General features: G+C 60.2%; 18 protein-coding genes. 14 read left to right on the top strand and 4 right to left on the bottom strand.

What is annotated here, in order from left to right:
- Positions 1–14: 14 nt before the first annotated feature.
- Entirely contained in the window at positions 15–392 is a 378-nt protein-coding gene (locus NBG89_RS13255) for a cell division protein ZapA (RefSeq protein WP_431320348.1), read from the bottom strand.
- A 13-nt stretch (positions 393–405) separates the two neighbouring features.
- The gene (locus NBG89_RS13260; RefSeq protein ID WP_024315384.1) at positions 406–681 is read right to left on the bottom strand and encodes a DUF4164 domain-containing protein; all 276 of its coding nucleotides are present in this window, start codon (positions 679–681) and stop codon (positions 406–408) included.
- Positions 682–1,017: 336 nt separating this feature from the next.
- On the opposite strand from NBG89_RS13260, the gene tkt reads away from it, so the two are divergent.
- The 8 genes from tkt to NBG89_RS13300 all read left to right on the top strand — a co-directional run bounded on the left by tkt (position 1,018) and on the right by NBG89_RS13300 (position 10,591).
- The gene (tkt, locus tag NBG89_RS13265; protein WP_431320349.1) at positions 1,018–2,997 is read left to right on the top strand and encodes a transketolase; all 1,980 of its coding nucleotides are present in this window, start codon (positions 1,018–1,020) and stop codon (positions 2,995–2,997) included.
- A 155-nt stretch (positions 2,998–3,152) separates the two neighbouring features.
- Positions 3,153–4,163, top strand: a complete 1,011-nt coding sequence (gap, locus tag NBG89_RS13270; protein WP_007527381.1) for a type I glyceraldehyde-3-phosphate dehydrogenase — start codon at positions 3,153–3,155, stop codon at positions 4,161–4,163.
- 122 nt (positions 4,164–4,285) lie between these two features.
- Positions 4,286–4,426, top strand: coding sequence for a hypothetical protein (locus tag NBG89_RS13275; protein WP_431320350.1), 141 nt, complete (start codon positions 4,286–4,288; stop codon positions 4,424–4,426).
- A gap of 95 nt (positions 4,427–4,521) precedes the next feature.
- Positions 4,522–4,842, top strand: coding sequence for a hypothetical protein (locus tag NBG89_RS13280; RefSeq protein ID WP_431320351.1), 321 nt, complete (start codon positions 4,522–4,524; stop codon positions 4,840–4,842).
- Between the two features lie 333 nt (positions 4,843–5,175).
- On the top strand, positions 5,176–7,014 hold the full coding sequence (locus NBG89_RS13285; RefSeq protein WP_431320352.1) for a potassium/proton antiporter: 1,839 nt from the start codon (positions 5,176–5,178) through the stop codon (positions 7,012–7,014).
- Positions 7,015–7,084: 70 nt separating this feature from the next.
- Positions 7,085–8,287: a phosphoglycerate kinase gene (locus NBG89_RS13290; protein ID WP_431320353.1), complete on the top strand. Its 1,203-nt coding sequence runs from the start codon at positions 7,085–7,087 to the stop codon at positions 8,285–8,287.
- Positions 8,288–8,508: 221 nt separating this feature from the next.
- Entirely contained in the window at positions 8,509–9,534 is a 1,026-nt protein-coding gene (locus NBG89_RS13295; RefSeq protein ID WP_431320354.1) for a class I fructose-bisphosphate aldolase, read from the top strand.
- A gap of 139 nt (positions 9,535–9,673) precedes the next feature.
- Positions 9,674–10,591 (top strand): PhzF family phenazine biosynthesis protein, encoded by a 918-nt coding sequence (locus NBG89_RS13300; RefSeq protein WP_431320355.1) that lies wholly within the window; start codon positions 9,674–9,676, stop codon positions 10,589–10,591.
- Here the strand turns inward: NBG89_RS13300 and NBG89_RS13305 are convergent.
- Positions 10,588–10,752, bottom strand: coding sequence for a hypothetical protein (locus NBG89_RS13305; protein WP_007802544.1), 165 nt, complete (start codon positions 10,750–10,752; stop codon positions 10,588–10,590). The two genes, NBG89_RS13300 and NBG89_RS13305, sit on opposite strands and share 4 nt — an antisense overlap.
- 172 nt (positions 10,753–10,924) lie before the next feature.
- On the opposite strand from NBG89_RS13305, the gene NBG89_RS13310 reads away from it, so the two are divergent.
- The 3 genes from NBG89_RS13310 (at position 10,925) to NBG89_RS13320 (ending at position 13,310) form a co-directional block, all read left to right on the top strand.
- Positions 10,925–12,205, top strand: a complete 1,281-nt coding sequence (locus NBG89_RS13310; RefSeq protein ID WP_431320356.1) for an MFS transporter — start codon at positions 10,925–10,927, stop codon at positions 12,203–12,205.
- A 21-nt stretch (positions 12,206–12,226) separates the two neighbouring features.
- Complete coding sequence (locus NBG89_RS13315) at positions 12,227–12,418, top strand: DUF1192 domain-containing protein (protein WP_088693271.1); 192 nt, start codon at positions 12,227–12,229, stop codon at positions 12,416–12,418.
- A 376-nt stretch (positions 12,419–12,794) separates the two neighbouring features.
- Positions 12,795–13,310 (top strand): DUF1465 family protein, encoded by a 516-nt coding sequence (locus tag NBG89_RS13320; RefSeq protein ID WP_018858873.1) that lies wholly within the window; start codon positions 12,795–12,797, stop codon positions 13,308–13,310.
- 124 nt (positions 13,311–13,434) lie between these two features.
- Here the strand turns inward: NBG89_RS13320 and rpmE are convergent, their stop codons facing one another.
- Entirely contained in the window at positions 13,435–13,656 is a 222-nt protein-coding gene (gene rpmE / locus NBG89_RS13325) for a 50S ribosomal protein L31 (protein WP_007527409.1), read from the bottom strand.
- Between the two features lie 192 nt (positions 13,657–13,848).
- Between rpmE and NBG89_RS13330 the strand changes: the two genes are divergently transcribed.
- The 3 genes from NBG89_RS13330 (at position 13,849) to NBG89_RS13340 (ending at position 16,579) form a co-directional block, all read left to right on the top strand.
- Positions 13,849–15,651 (top strand): ABC transporter transmembrane domain-containing protein, encoded by a 1,803-nt coding sequence (locus NBG89_RS13330; protein WP_431322688.1) that lies wholly within the window; start codon positions 13,849–13,851, stop codon positions 15,649–15,651.
- A 148-nt stretch (positions 15,652–15,799) separates the two neighbouring features.
- Positions 15,800–16,147 carry a hypothetical protein gene (locus NBG89_RS13335; RefSeq protein WP_431320357.1) on the top strand — a complete coding sequence of 116 codons (348 nt, stop codon included), beginning with the start codon at positions 15,800–15,802 and terminating at the stop codon, positions 16,145–16,147.
- Between the two features lie 243 nt (positions 16,148–16,390).
- The gene (locus NBG89_RS13340) at positions 16,391–16,579 is read left to right on the top strand and encodes a YegP family protein (RefSeq protein WP_007527415.1); all 189 of its coding nucleotides are present in this window, start codon (positions 16,391–16,393) and stop codon (positions 16,577–16,579) included.
- The last annotated feature ends 19 nt before the right edge of the window (positions 16,580–16,598 follow it).

Consider the following 16,598-nt stretch of genomic DNA (forward strand, 5'->3'; position numbering starts at 1 on the left):
GACGCCGCTCCTATTTAATTGAGTTCGGCGGTCGCACGGCCGTTCAGCTTGTCGGTGATACCGCGGATACGGCTGGTCACCTCGCCAAGGGCCGCCGCAAGGCTTTCCTCAGTGCGGGCGTTCGCTGCGAGAACCGTGTCGCTGGTGTTCCGCAGCGTATCGAGCTCGGATTCGAGACCGGCGACGCGGCGGGTTAGTTCCGAAATCTCGTCCATGACCATGATGCCTGCCATGACGGTGATCCGGAGGTCGCCGATTTCGCCGAACTGGCCCTTGAGATGACCGACATAATTGTCGAAGCGCGTCGCGAGATCGGTCAGGTGGTCTTCCTGTCCTTCCTCGCAGGCCATGCGATAGGCCTTGCCGTCGATCGTTACAGTTACCTGCGCCATGTGCTGCGCCCTTCTATCGGTCCAGAACCGCGCGGATCGTCTCCATGGCCGTCACCAGCCGTCGTGAGACCTCGCGATTGACTTCTTCCAGCCGGTTCGCGCGGAATTCGGCCTGGTCCAGTTCCTGGGCAAGCTTCGAGCGATCGGCATGAATACGGCGAACTTCGCCTTCGATCTCACCCTGCTCCCGCTGGTGCTCGATACGCATCTCAACTGCGTTCTCAAGCCCTGAGATCGCTTGCCGCAGCTCGTTGAGTGCTGCTTCCATGATTTTGCCTGTAGGCGTCATGTCTCTTCCGGTTCCCCGCACAAGACCCGCGAATCGGCGCCCGAGACCGATCCAGTATTTCCAAAAGGATACGCGCCTCGCCAACGGCACGTCAATAAAGCCTGCACCGCGGCTACCGACCTATTCTGTGGATGACGAAAATCAACCGTCACCTCAATCGCTGGTCAACTTTTGTAAAAATTGATGGTCAAATGTCTAAAATCGATTGGAGTGGCTTCTGGAGGCCCTTCAATTTATTGACTTGGCCGTTCCAACTGCTATGTGTCACCCGCTCTCATTGATGGTCTCCACAGGCTTGAGGCCATCCCCCCGACACCCGGAACCCGTGGAATAGCCATGACCTCTCCTGAACAAAACGACCGGATGGCAAATGCGATCCGTTTCCTCGCCATGGATGCAGTCGAAAAGGCGAATTCGGGACATCCCGGCATGCCAATGGGCATGGCCGACGTAGCGACGATTCTCTTCACGAAGTATCTGCGGTTTGACCCGAAGAAGCCGCATTGGCCGAACCGTGACCGCTTCGTATTGTCGGCCGGCCACGGCTCGATGCTGCTCTACTCGCTGCTCTATTTGACCGGCTACCCCGACATGACGGTCGAGGACTTGAAGCAGTTCCGTCAAATCGGCTCAAAGACCGCCGGCCATCCTGAATATGGTCACGCGACCGGCATTGAAACGACCACCGGCCCGCTCGGCCAGGGCATTGCCAATGCCGTCGGCATGGCGATCGCCGAGCGCAAGCTGCGCGACGAGTTCGGCCCCGAGCTTCAGGACCATTACACCTATGCCATCTGCGGCGACGGCTGCCTGATGGAAGGCATCAGCCATGAGGCGATCGCGCTTGCGGGCCACCTGAAGCTGAACAAGCTCGTCCTCTTCTGGGACAACAACTCGATCACCATCGACGGCGCCGTCTCGCTGTCCGACTCGACCGACCAGATCGCCCGCTTCAAGGCCGTTCATTGGAACACGATCGAGATCGACGGTCACGACCAGGCTGCCATCGCCGCCGCCATCGAAGCCGCTCATAAGTCCGATCGCCCGACTTTCATCGCCTGCAAGACGATCATCGGCTTCGGCGCTCCGAACAAGCAGGGCACCCACAAGGTTCACGGCAACCCGCTCGGCGCCGATGAAATCGCCGCGACCCGCGAGGCGCTCAACTGGGAATACGAGCCCTTCGTCGTTCCCTCCGACGTTCTCGACGCATGGCGTGCAGCTGGTAGCCGCTCGGTTGACCTCGTCAAGACGTGGGAAGACGGACTTGCCAAGTCATCGCACAAGGCTGAGTTCACCCGCCGCTTTGCCGGAGACCTGCCGGAAGGTTTCGATGCGGCGATCAGCGCATACAAGAAGAAGCTCGTCGAAACCAAGCCGACAATAGCAACCCGCAAGGCATCGGAAGATGCGCTCGAGGTCATCAATGGCTTCCTGCCGGAAACGCTCGGCGGCTCGGCCGACCTGACGCCGTCGAACAACACCAAGACCAGCCAGATGCATTCCATCACGCCGACGGATTTCGCCGGCCGCTACATGCACTGGGGGATCCGCGAGCATGGCATGGCTTCGGCCATGAACGGCATCGCGCTGCATGGCGGTCTTATTCCTTATGGCGGCGGCTTTCTGATCTTCTCGGATTATTGCCGCCCGCCGATCCGTCTGGCAGCCCTCATGGGTATCCGTGTGGTGCACGTTCTGACGCATGACTCGATCGGCGTCGGCGAAGACGGCCCGACGCACCAGCCGGTCGAGCAGATCGCTGGCCTGCGCGCCGTTCCGAACCTGCAGGTCTTCCGTCCGGCCGACGCCACGGAAACCGCTGAGTGCTGGCAGATTGCCGCCAAGACCAAAAACCGCCCTTCCGCCCTCGCGCTCACCCGCCAGAACCTGACGACGGTACGCACCGAGTACAGCGAGAAGAACCTCTGCGAACAGGGCGCCTACACGCTCGCCGGCAATGCCGACGCGAAGGTGACGATCTTCGCGTCGGGCTCGGAAGTTGAGCTTGCCGTTGCCGCCCGCGCAACACTGGAAGCCAAGGGCGTCAGCGTTCGCGTTGTATCCGTTCCCTGCACCGAGCTGTTCTTCGAGCAGCCGGACGCCTACCGCAAGGAAGTCATCGGCAACTCACCGGTGAAGATCGCCGTGGAAGCCGCTGTCCGCGAAGGCTGGGATGCCTTCATCGGGCCTGAAGGCACTTTCGTTGGCATGAAGGGCTTCGGCGCGTCCGGTCCGGCGAAGGAAGTCTTCAAGCATTTCGGCATCACCGCGGACGCGGTGGTCGCTGCCGCAGAAGCAAAACTCCGCGCATAACCCTTCAAATCGGTTCCGATTTGAAGAAAGGATTATGCGCAGTTTCTAAATACTATAGCGTCTTTGCGCGTCATATGACGTGCGGCGCTATAGAGGGAGCGCCCAGGCGCTCTCCAATTCAATCCGCAAGCCCCATCTCTAGGGAGTGAATGCACATGACTGTAAAGGTTGCCATCAACGGCTTCGGCCGCATCGGCCGTAACGTTCTCCGCGCCATCGTCGAATCCGGCCGCACCGACATCGAAGTCGTTGCGATCAACGACCTCGGTCCGGTCGAGACCAACGCCCACCTGCTGCGCTACGATTCCATCCACGGCAAGTTCCCGGCCGAAGTGAAGGTTGAAGGCGACACCATCACGGTTGCTGGCGGCAAGCCGATCAAGGTGACCGCGATCAAGGACCCGGCAACGCTGCCGCACAAGGAACTCGGCGTCGACATTGCGATGGAGTGCACCGGCATCTTCACCGCTCGCGAAAAGGCTGCCGCGCACCTGACGGCCGGCGCGAAGCGCGTTATCGTTTCGGCTCCTGCCGACGGTGCCGACCTGACCGTCGTTTTCGGTGTCAACCATGACCAGCTCACCAAGGAGCACCTGGTCATCTCCAACGCGTCCTGCACGACGAACTGCCTCGTGCCGGTCGTGAAGGTTCTCGATGACGCGGTCGGCATCGACCACGGCTTCATGACCACCATTCACTCCTACACGGGTGACCAGCCGACGCTCGACACCATGCACAAGGATCTGTACCGCGCCCGCGCCGCGGCCCTCTCCATGATCCCGACCTCGACGGGCGCTGCCAAGGCTGTTGGCCTCGTTCTGCCGCATCTGAAGGGTAAGCTCGACGGCACCTCGATCCGCGTGCCGACCCCGAACGTCTCGGTGGTCGACTTCAAGTTCGTTGCCAAGAAGGCCACGACCGTCGGCGAGATCAACGAAGCGATCAAGGCTGCTGCAAACGGCAAGCTCAAGGGCATCCTCGGCTACACCGACGAGCCGCTCGTTTCACGCGACTTCAACCATGACAGCCACTCCTCGATCTTCGCGACCGATCAGACGAAGGTCATGGAAGGCAACTTCGTGCGCGTCCTATCGTGGTACGACAACGAGTGGGGCTTCTCCAGCCGCATGTCCGACACGGCCGTTGCTTTCGCAAAGCTTATCTAAGAGCGTCGCGACATAGATCGTGGAAAGCGGCTCGGGCAACCGGGCCGCTTTTCTTTTGGCGTCGAACTGACTAGCGTCAAAGCCAACAGAGAATGCCGGATGAATGGCTGGCGGATTGACCCATGAAAATTCTCATGACGATCATCGTTTTCCTTATGATTGCAAGTGTTTTGAGCTTGAGCGTCGTTGGCGGGCGCAGTTCGAAGCAGATCGCCGAGGGGCAGCCGCTGATGGCCTCCACCCGCGTCATGGGCCCCCGATAGTCCGTTCCCAGGGAAGGATAGGGACTGGCGCTGCACCGCCGATCGCCGTACTGTCGATCGAAGGTAAGACGGCACAGAAGCGAAAGAGAATTTTGATGGACTACTTTACGATCGAAATCGGCGGCCAGGCGATCGCAAGTTTCCGCTCCGAGAATGCCGACGACGCCAAGAATTTCTTCGAGGCCGAGGATTTCCGCGAGGACCTGACGGTCCTGCAATCGCAGGGTAAGCCGGTTTGGGATGGGGTTACGGCGCTCACGCTGCGCAAGGCGACCGCCGAAGAGGCGAGTGAAGTCGAGCACGCCTACGAATTCGACGACGATCCAGAACGCACGATCGAAGATGAGTTTGTTGTCTTTCTGGTCCCGATTTCCGACCTCGCCGATGACGAGGATGATGAGGACGACGACGCCTGAGGGAGAGCTGAAGCCTGGGGGCGTTGCCCTGCCCTACGCGGCATTCATTGAATGAGAGGAAAAGCGCAAGAGCGCGGCTTCTGCCCTGCTATCGCCCGATTTGCTCATACACTCGATTGATGCTCTTCGTGAGCGCTCATCCGGCTTTGCCATCCGGCACGCCAAAACAGCAGCATGAAGCCGCAAAACAGCACGGGTTGGACCGCAAGGCCTACCCATCCTGCTTGTTTTGCCGTTTACTCATAGCTGGCTTGAGTGAGCACGAAAGGGCGATCTGGAATGGGCTGCGGGACCGGGGGCGGTCTGCATTGAATTGCGGGTAAGGGGACAGGCATGGAAGCGTTCTACATCGTCGTGCTGGTATCGACGACGCTCGTGCTTCTCGCCGCATTCTCCAGCCTGCTCGCCTTCCGCTTCGGCGCCCCCCTGCTCCTGCTCTTTCTGGCGATCGGCCTGCTAGCGGGGACTGACGGTCTCGGGATCGAGTTCACCAACAACTACCTCGCCTATATCCTCGGCTCGATTGCGCTTGCGGTCATCCTGTTCGATTCAGGCTTCGGAACGCCGGTGCAAGCCTTCAAGCTTGCCGCGGTGCCCTCGCTGACGCTCGCCTCTGTCGGCGTCCTGATGACGGCGTCGCTCGTTGGCGTCGCTGCCATGTGGCTCCTGAACTTCACGTGGTTGGAAGGCCTGCTGCTCGGCTCCATCGTCGCCTCGACCGACGCCGCCGCCGTCTTCTTCCTGCTGCGCATTGGCGGCATCAATATCCGCGACAAGGTCCGCTCGACGCTGGAAGTGGAATCCGGAACCAACGACCCGATGGCGATCTTCCTGACCATCGCCCTCGTCGAGATTCTCGCCAGCGGCGAACGCTACCACGGCATCAACATCGGCATGCTCGCCATGTTCGTGCAGCAGATGGGCCTCGGTGTCATCCTCGGCCTACTCGGCGGCATGATGATCTCGCTGATCGTCAGCCAACTGGAAACCGATCGCGGCCTCACGCCGATCTTCGTGCTGGCGCTGGCGTTGTTAGTCTTCTCGGCGACCGGAGCAGTCGGCGGCAGCGGGTTCCTCGCCGTCTATGTCGCGGGAATTTACGCGGGCAATCGCAAGCTGCAGGGCTATGCCTCCATCAAGCGCTTCCAGGATGGCATGACATGGCTCGCGCAGATCATCATGTTCCTGGTGCTCGGGCTCCTTGCGACACCGTCGCAATTTCCGGCAATTGCCATTCCCGCCGTTCTGCTCGCCCTGTTCCTGATCTTCATTGCGCGCCCGCTCGCCATCTGGCTATCGCTGCTCCCGTTCGACTACACGCAGCAGGAGATCGGTTTTGTTGCCTGGGTCGGCTTGCGCGGCGCCGTTTCGATCCTGCTTGCCATCATGCCCATTCTCGGCGGCCTGGAGAATGGCCAGATCTATTTCAACTGCGCCTTCATCATCGTGCTCGTCTCGCTGCTCGTGCAGGGGTGGACGATCAAGCCGGTCGCCAAGAAGCTCGGGCTCATCATCCCGCCGCGTATGGGCGCGGTCGACAAGGTCGAAGTCGATCTGCCTGGCGCGGCAAACCATGAGCTTCTCTCCTACCGCGTGATCAAGGATAGCCCGGTGCTGCGCGGCGAACGCATCCCACGCTGGGCAACGCCGTCGCTCGTCATCCGTGACGGCAAGTCGATGCGTTATCAATATGCCGGCCGATTGCGCGAAAACGATCTTATCTATCTCTTCGTCGTTCCCTCCTATTCGCGGCTGCTCGACAAGCTCTTTGCCAGCCGCGCGCCGGTGGAAGAGGACGACGCGGATTTCTTCGGCGCATTCGCGCTCTCGCCGGCCCGACCTGCTGCCGACCTGGATGCCGCCTATGGCCCCGGCCTGCTGAATGAATCCGAGAAAGGACTGACGATCGCGGAACTGATGAAGCATCGCCTGGGTGGCAAGGCGGACTATGCGGACCGAGTACGTCTAGGCTCGATCATTCTCATCGTCCGCGACCTCGATGATCAGGACCACATCACCTCGGTCGGCATGTCGCTAGAGGCAGTCGAGCCCGCCACCGCGCTGCCGATCTTCCTCAATCTGCACGATATCATCGACCGCATCAAAGGCCGCAGGAACCGGGAAGCAGCCGCCGCCGCGGCCTCGGCCAAGGCCGATCAAAACCCGCAATGACTGCCTTGCGTCTGCGATCATCCTTGCTATGGTCGCCGCATCTTTTGGGCAATAACGAACGGATTTTTCCATGCCTTCCTTCAAGACCCTCGACGACCTCAACAATGTTGCCGGCAAGCGCGTTCTCGTTCGCGTTGACCTCAATGTTCCGGTCAAAGACGGCAAAGTAACCGACACCACGCGCATCGAGCGTGTTGCCCCGACGATCCTGGAGCTCTCCAAGAATGGTGCCAAGGTGATCCTGCTGGCGCACTTCGGCCGCCCCAAGGACGGCCCGTCGCCGGACCTTTCGCTGTCGCTGATCGCTCCGTCCGTCGAGGAGGTGCTGGACCATCCCGTGGCGACCGCCGGCGACTGCATCGGCGCCGCAGCTGCCGCCGCAGTTGGGGCGATGAAGAACGGCGACATCCTGCTCCTGGAAAACACCCGTTTCCACAAGGGCGAAGAGAAGAACGACCCGGATTTCGTCACGGCGCTTGCCGCCAACGGTGACATCTATGTCAACGACGCCTTCTCCGCTGCTCACCGCGCACACGCTTCGACGGAAGGTCTCGCTCACCATCTTCCCGCTCATGCCGGCCGCACGATGCAGGCCGAGCTTGAGGCACTGGAGAGCGGCCTCGGCAACCCGGCCCGGCCTGTCGTCGCCATCGTCGGCGGCGCCAAGGTTTCGACCAAGATCGATCTTCTGATGAACCTCGTGAAGAAAGTCGATGCGCTGGTAATCGGCGGCGGGATGGCCAACACCTTCATCGCCGCGCGCGGCACCAATGTTGGCAAGTCGCTCTGCGAGCACGATCTTGCTGACACCGCAAAGCAGATCATGATCGAAGCGGCCACCGCCGGCTGCGCCATCATTCTCCCGGAAGACGGCGTTGTCGCCCGCGAATTCAAGGCGAACGCCGCTAATGAAACGGTCGCAATCGATGCGATCCCCAGCGACGCGATGGTGCTGGACGTCGGCCCGAAATCGGTCGAGGCGATCAAGGCCTGGATCGAGCGCGCCAATACGCTGGTCTGGAACGGGCCGCTTGGCGCTTTTGAGATCGAACCGTTCGACAAGGCAACGGTCGCGGCCGCGAAATTTGCGGCCGAGCGCACCAAGGCCGGCAAGCTCACCTCTGTTGCCGGCGGTGGCGACACGGTCGCGGCGCTGAACCATGCCGGGGTTGCGGATGATTTCAGCTATGTCTCGACGGCCGGCGGTGCTTTCCTGGAGTGGATGGAAGGTAAAGTCCTTCCCGGCGTCGCTGTGCTCAGCAAGGCCAAATAATTCGGCCAACCGAATTCAACAAATTTTACATGTAGATAGACCGCGGTGCGAAAGTGCCGCGGTCTTTTGCTCGCAGCGAATGCAAAAGCCCAGACTTTCAAACGATTAAAAGAAATTCAAACGTTTCAAACAATTTTGCTGCCGTTTTCCCGCCCATAAACTTCTGTTATCCGCGACCTATATCTACTGGTTGACGATTTTTTTGCTGTGGAGACAACGATATGAGCGAACGTTTGGAAGACATTGCCGTGCGTATGGTAGCTGGTGGCCGCGGGCTGCTTGCAGCGGATGAATCGACGGCCACGATCGGTAAGCGGTTCGATACGATCGGACTCGAATCGACGGAAACGAGCCGCCGCGACTACCGCGAAATGCTGTTCCGCACAGACGACGCGATGCGTCAGTATATTTCCGGCGTCATTCTCTACGAAGAGACCCTTCATCAGAAGGCGGCAGACGGCACGCCCTTCGTGGACATCATTCGCGCTGCCGACAGCATCCCGGGCATCAAGGTGGATATCGGCGCGAAGCCGATGGCTGCCTATCCCGGCGAAACCATCACCGAAGGCCTCGACGGTCTCGCAGACCGCCTGGCGAAATATTATGAAGCCGGCGCCCGCTTTGCCAAGTGGCGCGGCGTGATCGCAATCTCCTCCACGCTTCCGACCTGGGGCTCCATGAAGACCAATGCGCACGCGCTTGCCCGCTATGCCGCGCTCTGCCAGCAGGCTAACATCGTACCGATCGTTGAGCCGGAATGCCTGATGGACGGCAAGCCGGGCGACCACAACATCGATCGTTGCGCCGAAGTCACCGAATGGACGCTGCGCACCGTCTTCGAAGAACTGGCCGATGCCCGCGTCAGCCTGGAAGGCATGATCCTGAAGCCGAACATGGTTATCGACGGCAAGAATGCTCGCAAGGCTTCCGTGGCTGAAGTCGCCGAGCGCACCGTCGAGGTGCTGAAGCGCACCGTTCCGTCGGCTGTTCCGGGCATCGCCTTCCTCTCCGGCGGCCAGTCCACCGAAGAAGCGACGGCGCATCTTTCCGCGATCAACTCGGGCTACGACCTGCCTTGGGCTGTCACCTTCTCTTACGGCCGTGCCCTGCAGGATACGGCCTTGAAGGCTTGGGGCGGCAAGCCCGAGAACGTCGCCGCTGGCCAACGCGCCTTTGCCCATCGCGCCGAGATGAACAGCCTCGCCGCCAAGGGAAGCTGGAAGAAGGATCTCGAGAAGGCGGCGTAAGCCTCTTTTGACCGATGAGACAGAAGAAACCGGTCGTCCTAGGCGGCCGGTTTTTGCATTGTAACCGCGACAAGTTTCAGGCTTCAGCAGCCAGCGGATCGCCAGTAGAGATCATGACACACGCCCTCTCGGAGCCGCCATGAAAACCGTAGCCTTCACGACCGTCGATGTCTTCACCACCACCCGCTTTGAAGGCAACCCGCTGGCCGTGATGACGGATGCGCGCGGATTGACCGATGCCGACATGCAGAACATCGCCGCAGAGTTCGGCTATTCGGAGGTTACCTTCGTACTACCGCCGGAAGACCCGGCAAACACTGCCCGTGTCCGCATCTTCACGCCCACCATGGAAGTGCCATTCGCCGGACATCCGAACGTCGGCACAGCCTATGTGCTCGGCCGACAGGGTCAGGTCTTCGGGCGGCCGGTTAGCGATAGCCTGCGCTTCGAGGAGAAGGCAGGCCTCGTCGAAGTCAACTTGAAGCGTGACGGCGATGACGTTCTGTCGGCATCCATTCGCGCGCCAAACCCACTCACCATTGGCAACACGATACCCGAGCAGACCGTTGCCCGTTGCGTCGCGATCGAGCCAGGGGACATCCGTGTAGCCAAGCATCGACCTGTTGTTGCATCGGTAGGTCTGAGCTTCGTCTTTGCCGAACTTGCGGACCTTGCCGCCCTCGGCCGCGTTCGTCCGAACCTCGCCTATTTTCAGGATGCCGCCGGCCCGACCGCCGAAGGCAATCATGACTTCTCGCTGTTCGTCTATGTCCGCTCCCAGGAAGAGCCATGGGTGATCCGTGCGCGGATGTTTGCGCCGCTCGACAACGTGCCGGAAGATCCGGCAACGGGCAGTGCCTCGGCAGCACTCGGCGCGTACCTCGTGTCGCTGGAGCCTGAGGCAAACATGAACGTCTCACTGAGGATCGAGCAAGGCGTCGAGATGGGGCGCCGCAGCATCATCCGTATCGACGTCGTCAAGAAGGACGGCACTGTTACCGACGTGACGATCTCGGGCGGCTGCGCGCCGGTCATGCGCGGCGAAATCTCATACTAGACGAACAGATCGCGGCCGATCAGGGCCACCGCCCAGATCGCGAAGGCGATCAGCGCGATCTTCCAGAAATCCATGCGCCGACGCAGCCCGGGAACGCCGAGCGGCTTGATCAGCTGAATCGCCATCGCCAGGATGAGCAGCAGAGCGATCAGCTTCGTCATGTCTTTATTTTTCCATCTCTTCTGAATGTCACAGGACGGACATTTTTTCACGTCACGACTGCATTTATTCATGCCGTAAAGGCATTTGGGGGCACAATCAATCATCTCGAGGCTGGGCGACACTGTGTGTTGCCATATGTCCTTTGACGTTCAACGCATAGAGTTTTGCTATATGAAAAGAAATCTGCTGTCCGTCGCCTCGCTTCTCTTCGGGACGCTCTTTCTCTTCATGGGTAACGGGTTGCAGGGTATCCTGCTTCCGGTGCGCGGCAACCTGGAAGGCTACGCGACAACGACCCTCGGCCTGCTCGGCACATCCTGGGCCGCCGGCTTCGTCATCGGCTGCCTCGTCGCCCCGAAACTGGTGCGCCGCGTCGGCCACGTCCGCGCCTTCTCTGGCTTCATTGCGATTATCGCGATCATCGCGCTTGTCAGCGGCATCATCGTTCACCCGGTCTGGTGGGTGTTGCTGCGCGCCGTCACCGGCTTTGCTACCGCCGGCACCTCGATGATCATCGAGAGCTGGCTGAACGAGCGGGCCACGAACGAGAGCCGCGGCGCGATCTTCTCGCTCTATATTGCCATAACCCTCTTCGGCGTCGTGGCGGGCCAGATGATGATCCCTCTCGAGGATGTGCGCACGCCTGTCCTGTTCATGACCTGCGGCATCTTCTACTGCATCGCGATGCTGCCGACGACGCTCTCGACCGCAGCTTCGCCGCAGCCGCTGAAGGCCGTGAAGCTCGATCTGCCGGCACTCTACCGCAATTCTCCGGTCTCCTGCCTTGGCATTCTCCTCGTCGGCATCGCCAACGGCGCCTACGGAACGCTGGGCGCTGTCTTCGGCGCGGGCTCCGGCCTCTCCGATACCAGTATCGCCATCATGATGAGCGCCACCATCTTCGCGGGCGCCCTGATGCAGTTGCCGGCAGGGCGGCTTTCCGACCGCATCGACCGGCGCTATGTGCTGGCGGCGATGTCAGCTATCGCTGCTTTCGCGGGCCTGTTGCTCGCCGTCTTGCATCCGTCGTCGCCGGTTTTCATTATCGGCCTCGTCGTGCTCTACGGCGCCGTTGCCAACACGCTCTATCCGATCGCTGTTGCCCATGCCAACGACTATGCCTCGGCCGAGGATTTCGTGAAGGTCTCAGGAGGACTGCTGCTGCTGTATGGCATCGGCACGATCATTGGCCCAACCATCGGCGGCCCCGTGATGTCGATGATCAACCCGCACGCCCTTTTCCTTGTGACGGCGGTCGCCCACATGCTGATCACCGCCTACGCCATCATTCGCAGCCGTATGCGCGCCGCGGTTCCGGTCGAGGACCGAGACGCCTTTACGACGATTCCGACGGCGACCTCGCAAACGCTCACTCCCGAAAGCATGTCGCTTGCCAATCCCGGATCGGGCAAGACTCCCGAAACCGGCGATCCTGCCCTAAAATATAGCTGAGACAGAAACGGGAGGATTGAAATGAGCTTCATCGACGACGACCGGCCGCAGAAAAAAGTTGCCCACGAGATCGGCGCCGACCTCTCCACCCTATCGGTCGACGAGCTGCGGGCGCGCGTGGATCTGCTCAAGGCAGAAATCGCAAGACTTGAGGCAGAGGCCGCCAGCAAGACATCGACAAGATCAGCGGCGGAAAGCCTCTTTCGCTCCTAATTCGTCGGCTGGCTATTGCAGAAAACAAGCTGCCGAAGAGCGTTAATTCGGGACAGATTTAAGCGGCCATTAAGCTTTATAAGGTATTACTCTACTCATCCAGATCTTCTCTGGATCTCAGACAGTTTTCCATGCGGTGAATTGGTCTGATTTTTCTCCCTGTTTTACCTTGAGAGCCGCTTTTGCGGCTCTTCTTTTTTATTGCGCTGGGGATCATTTCCATGAAACTGTGGAAGTTAACCCTTTATTAAGAAACGCCTTGCGCAATTCCGCTAAAGCTACCATCTTAAAAGCATAAAGACCGGCCGAAGAAACTTTTTCCCTTTGGCTGGCGTTACCTGACCATAAGTAGATGCGTGCAACAGGGACTATTTAAATGTCAGAGCTCGGATTGAACACAATCAGTTTTGCAGGTCGCGCTGCCGCATCCTCGCAGTTCAAGACGCTATATTCGGAAGGCATGTCGCTGGTTGAAGAAACCGCCGCCTACCTCGATGGCCAGGGCCGCGCTGCCTCCAAGGTGCTGCCGCGCATGGCATCGGTTCTCTATGCGGCCGAGTCCATGCGCCTGACCACCCGCCTGATGCAGATGGCCTCCTGGCTTCTGCTGCAGCGCGCCGTCAATAATGGCGAGATGTCGCGTGATCAGGTTCTGGCGGAGAAAAACAAGGTTCGCCTCGACGGCTTCAACGTCGACCGCAACGCGCCCGGTTGGGGCGATCTGCCGGAATCCTTCCGCGACCTGATCGAGCGCTCCTTGCGCCTGCAGAACCGTGTCGCCCTACTCGACCGCGAAATCTATCGTCCGGCGGAAGCCCCGATCGTTCCCGATAACCAGAACAGCGTACAGGCGCAGCTCAGCCTGCTGCAGACAGCCTTCGGCAACAACTGAAACGGCGCAATCTGAATTCACGAAACCGGCTGCGCCCGCGCAGCCGGTTTTTCGTTGTTCAATCAGCTCAAAACAAAAAAACCCCGCCGAAGCGGGGCTTTTTAACTCTGCCAAGCGACAGCGATTAGAGGCCGAGGCCGCCGAAACGCTTGTTGAACTTGGAAACGCGACCGCCACGGTCCATGAGCTGCTGGTTGCCACCAGTCCATGCCGGATGCGACTTGGAGTCGATTTCAAGGTTCATGACTGCGCCTTCAGAACCCCAGGTCGACCGGGTTTCGTATTCGGTGCCGTCGGTCATGACTACCTTGATCGTGTGATAGTCGGGATGGATATCTGCCTTCATAACAATCTTCCTGCCATGCAACGTCCAATTTGACGCATATTCGTTGCGACAAGAGGACCGATTGAATAAATGAAGCCGCAGACGCAAAGGCTACGGCTTCCCATTAGGATGGGCTGCCTATACATGAAGGCCGGCAGGATAACAAGTGCCATCAGCCGCGGATGAGCGGTGTCGAAGGCGATCGGAGACGAATTGGCATACGCAGGGCAAGCAGGGGAAAAGAAGTCGCGATCGCTGAAGCCGCTTGGTCGGCTGACGCCCTACGTCGCGCGCTATCGCGGCATGGTCGCGGGTGCCCTCGCGTCCCTGGCACTGGCCGCCGTTGCCTCGCTTGCCCTGCCGCTCGCCGTCCGTCGCATGATCGACCATGGCTTCACGCAGGCCGACGGCAGTTTCATCAACAGCTATTTTCTGATGCTGATGATCATGGCGATCGTGCTCGCCGTCGCGAGCGCTCTTCGCTATTACTTCGTCATCACTCTCGGCGAACGCGTGGTTTCCGATCTTCGCCGCGATGTCTTCAGTCATGTCACGCGGCTGTCGCCTTCCTTCTTCGACGTCAACCAGTCCGGTGAGATCGTCTCCCGCCTGACGGCGGATACCACGCAGATCAAGTCGGCTGTCGGCGCGACCGCCTCCGTCGCCTTGCGCAACCTCATTCTCTGTCTCGGCGCGATGGGAATGATGATCGTGACGTCGCCAAAGCTGTCCAGCCTAGTGATCGGCGCGATTCCCTTGATCGTCTTTCCGCTTGTCGGCTTCGGCCGCTCGGTCCGAAAACGCTCGCGCTCCGCCCAGGATACGCTGGCGGATGCCTCCGCCTTCGCCAACGAGACGATTGCCGCCAGCCGCACCGTCCAGGCCTTTGGCGGCGAGGACGCCGCTGCCTCGCGTTACGGGACGGCCGTCGAAGCCGCCTATGACGCTGCCCGAGCGGCAATTCGCTCGCGCGCCCTGCTGACGGGCATCGCCATCACCCTTATCTTTGGCAGCGTCGTCGCGGTTCTCTGGGTCGGCGCCCACAACGTCCTCGCCGGCACGCTTTCGCCGGGGACACTCGGCCAGTTCCTTCTCTACTCCGTTATTGCCGCCGGCTCGCTCGGCGCACTCTCCGAGGTATGGGGCGAACTCTCGCAGGCCGCGGGTGCGGCCGACCGGCTGACAGAACTGCTCGACGAAGTCTCCCCGATCTCGGTGCCCACAGCACCGGTTGCCCTGCCCGCTCCAGCGCAAGGTCGTGTCCAGTTTTCAGACGTGCATTTTGCCTACCCCTCGCGCCCCGAAAGATCCGCGCTGCACGGCCTAAGCTTCGACGTCGCTCCCGGGGAGACCGTCGCGATCGTCGGTCCCTCCGGCGCCGGCAAGAGCACAGTCTTCTCGCTGCTTCTCCGCTTCTATGATCCGCAGCAGGGCTCGGTGAAGATCGATGGCGTCGATGCCCGCAGCACCGACCCCGACGGATTGCGCAAGCGCCTCGCGATCGTTCCACAAGATGTCACGATCTTTGCGGCTTCCATCCACGACAACATCGCCTTCGGTCGCCCCGAAGCCACCCGCGAAGAGGTTCAAGCTGCCGCGGTCGCCGCGCAGGCCGACGAATTCATTGCTCGTTTGGACAAGCGATACGACACCGAGGTCGGTGAGCGCGGCATCACGCTCTCTGGTGGTCAACGCCAGCGCATCGCGATCGCCCGTGCCATCCTGAAGGACGCACCGGTCCTACTGCTCGATGAGGCGACCTCGGCATTGGACGCCGAAAGCGAAACCCTTGTGCAGAAGGCGCTCGATGGGCTCATGACAGGGCGCACGACGCTGGTCATCGCCCACCGCCTCGCCACCGTGCTGAAGGCGGACCGGATTCTTGTTATGGATCAGGGCCGTGTCGTCGAAGAGGGAACGCATCAGACCCTCATTCGAGATGGCGGCATTTACGCCAAGCTCGCCAAACTGCAGTTCGAAACCGGCGCTGGCGACTTTCTCGCCGCCGTGAAGTGATCGTCGAATTGCACCTCCCTTCTCAGCGATCAGCTTGCGACGGTTGCATCGACGTGTAATCTCTACGTGTACATAGACATGATACACGCAAAGATTACACTCGGTTTATGGGCGCGTTCGATATCGCCGCGCAGGGAGGGAGGCTCTGGTGAACTTGGTAAATTTTGCAGACATGCTGATCGTACTCGTTGCCGTGGCCGTCGTCATATCGATGCTGCTGTGCTATCGCTCACTCCAGGAAGCACAGGACTGGTCGCTGACCGACGCGTTGTCGGAAGAGGTCGAGTTGACCAAGACCGATGCGACAGGCAACCCCATCGACGCTGCCGGCAACCTCCTCGCAGCAGGGCAAGCCCCCCTCACCGTCACCATGATGAAGGCGAGTTCGAGCCGCTTTATCGCCCTTGTCGCAACCGTTGCGATACTGATGCTCTATGTCGGCTTCGGCCTTGCCTGCCTCTACCGCTTTGCCAGCGTTAACGAGATCCCGACATGACGAAGGCTGCCAACTTCTTTTATTCCGGCCTCGTGCTTTTCGCACCCTACCTGATCAACAAGTTCTCGTCGGTCTTCTCGATCTTCAAGCCGTAGCAGCCGTGGGTGCTGGCGCATTCCTTCGCGAGATCCATCAGTCGCGTCGGTTGCAAAGCGCGCAAATATCGCGATGGAATAGTTGCGTTTTTTGTTCTAGGCTGCGTCTGCAGATTGGACAACATCCTGATTCCGGGAGAAAAAACCGATGTATAAGTTCGAAGTTTACAAGGACAAGGCTGGCGAGTTCCGTTTCCGTTTCAAGGCGCCGAACGGCGAATCCATGTTCGGCTCCGAAGGCTATAAGGCCAAGGCATCGGCGCTGAGCGCCATTGAATCCATCAAGAAGAATTCTCCCGGCGCAGAAGTCGTTGACACGACGAAGGCTGAGGCCTGATCAAATCAGGCGGCGCCAA

The sequence above is a fragment of the Rhizobium sp. YTU87027 genome (assembly GCF_050644135.1).
Lineage (GTDB): Bacteria > Pseudomonadota > Alphaproteobacteria > Rhizobiales > Rhizobiaceae > Rhizobium.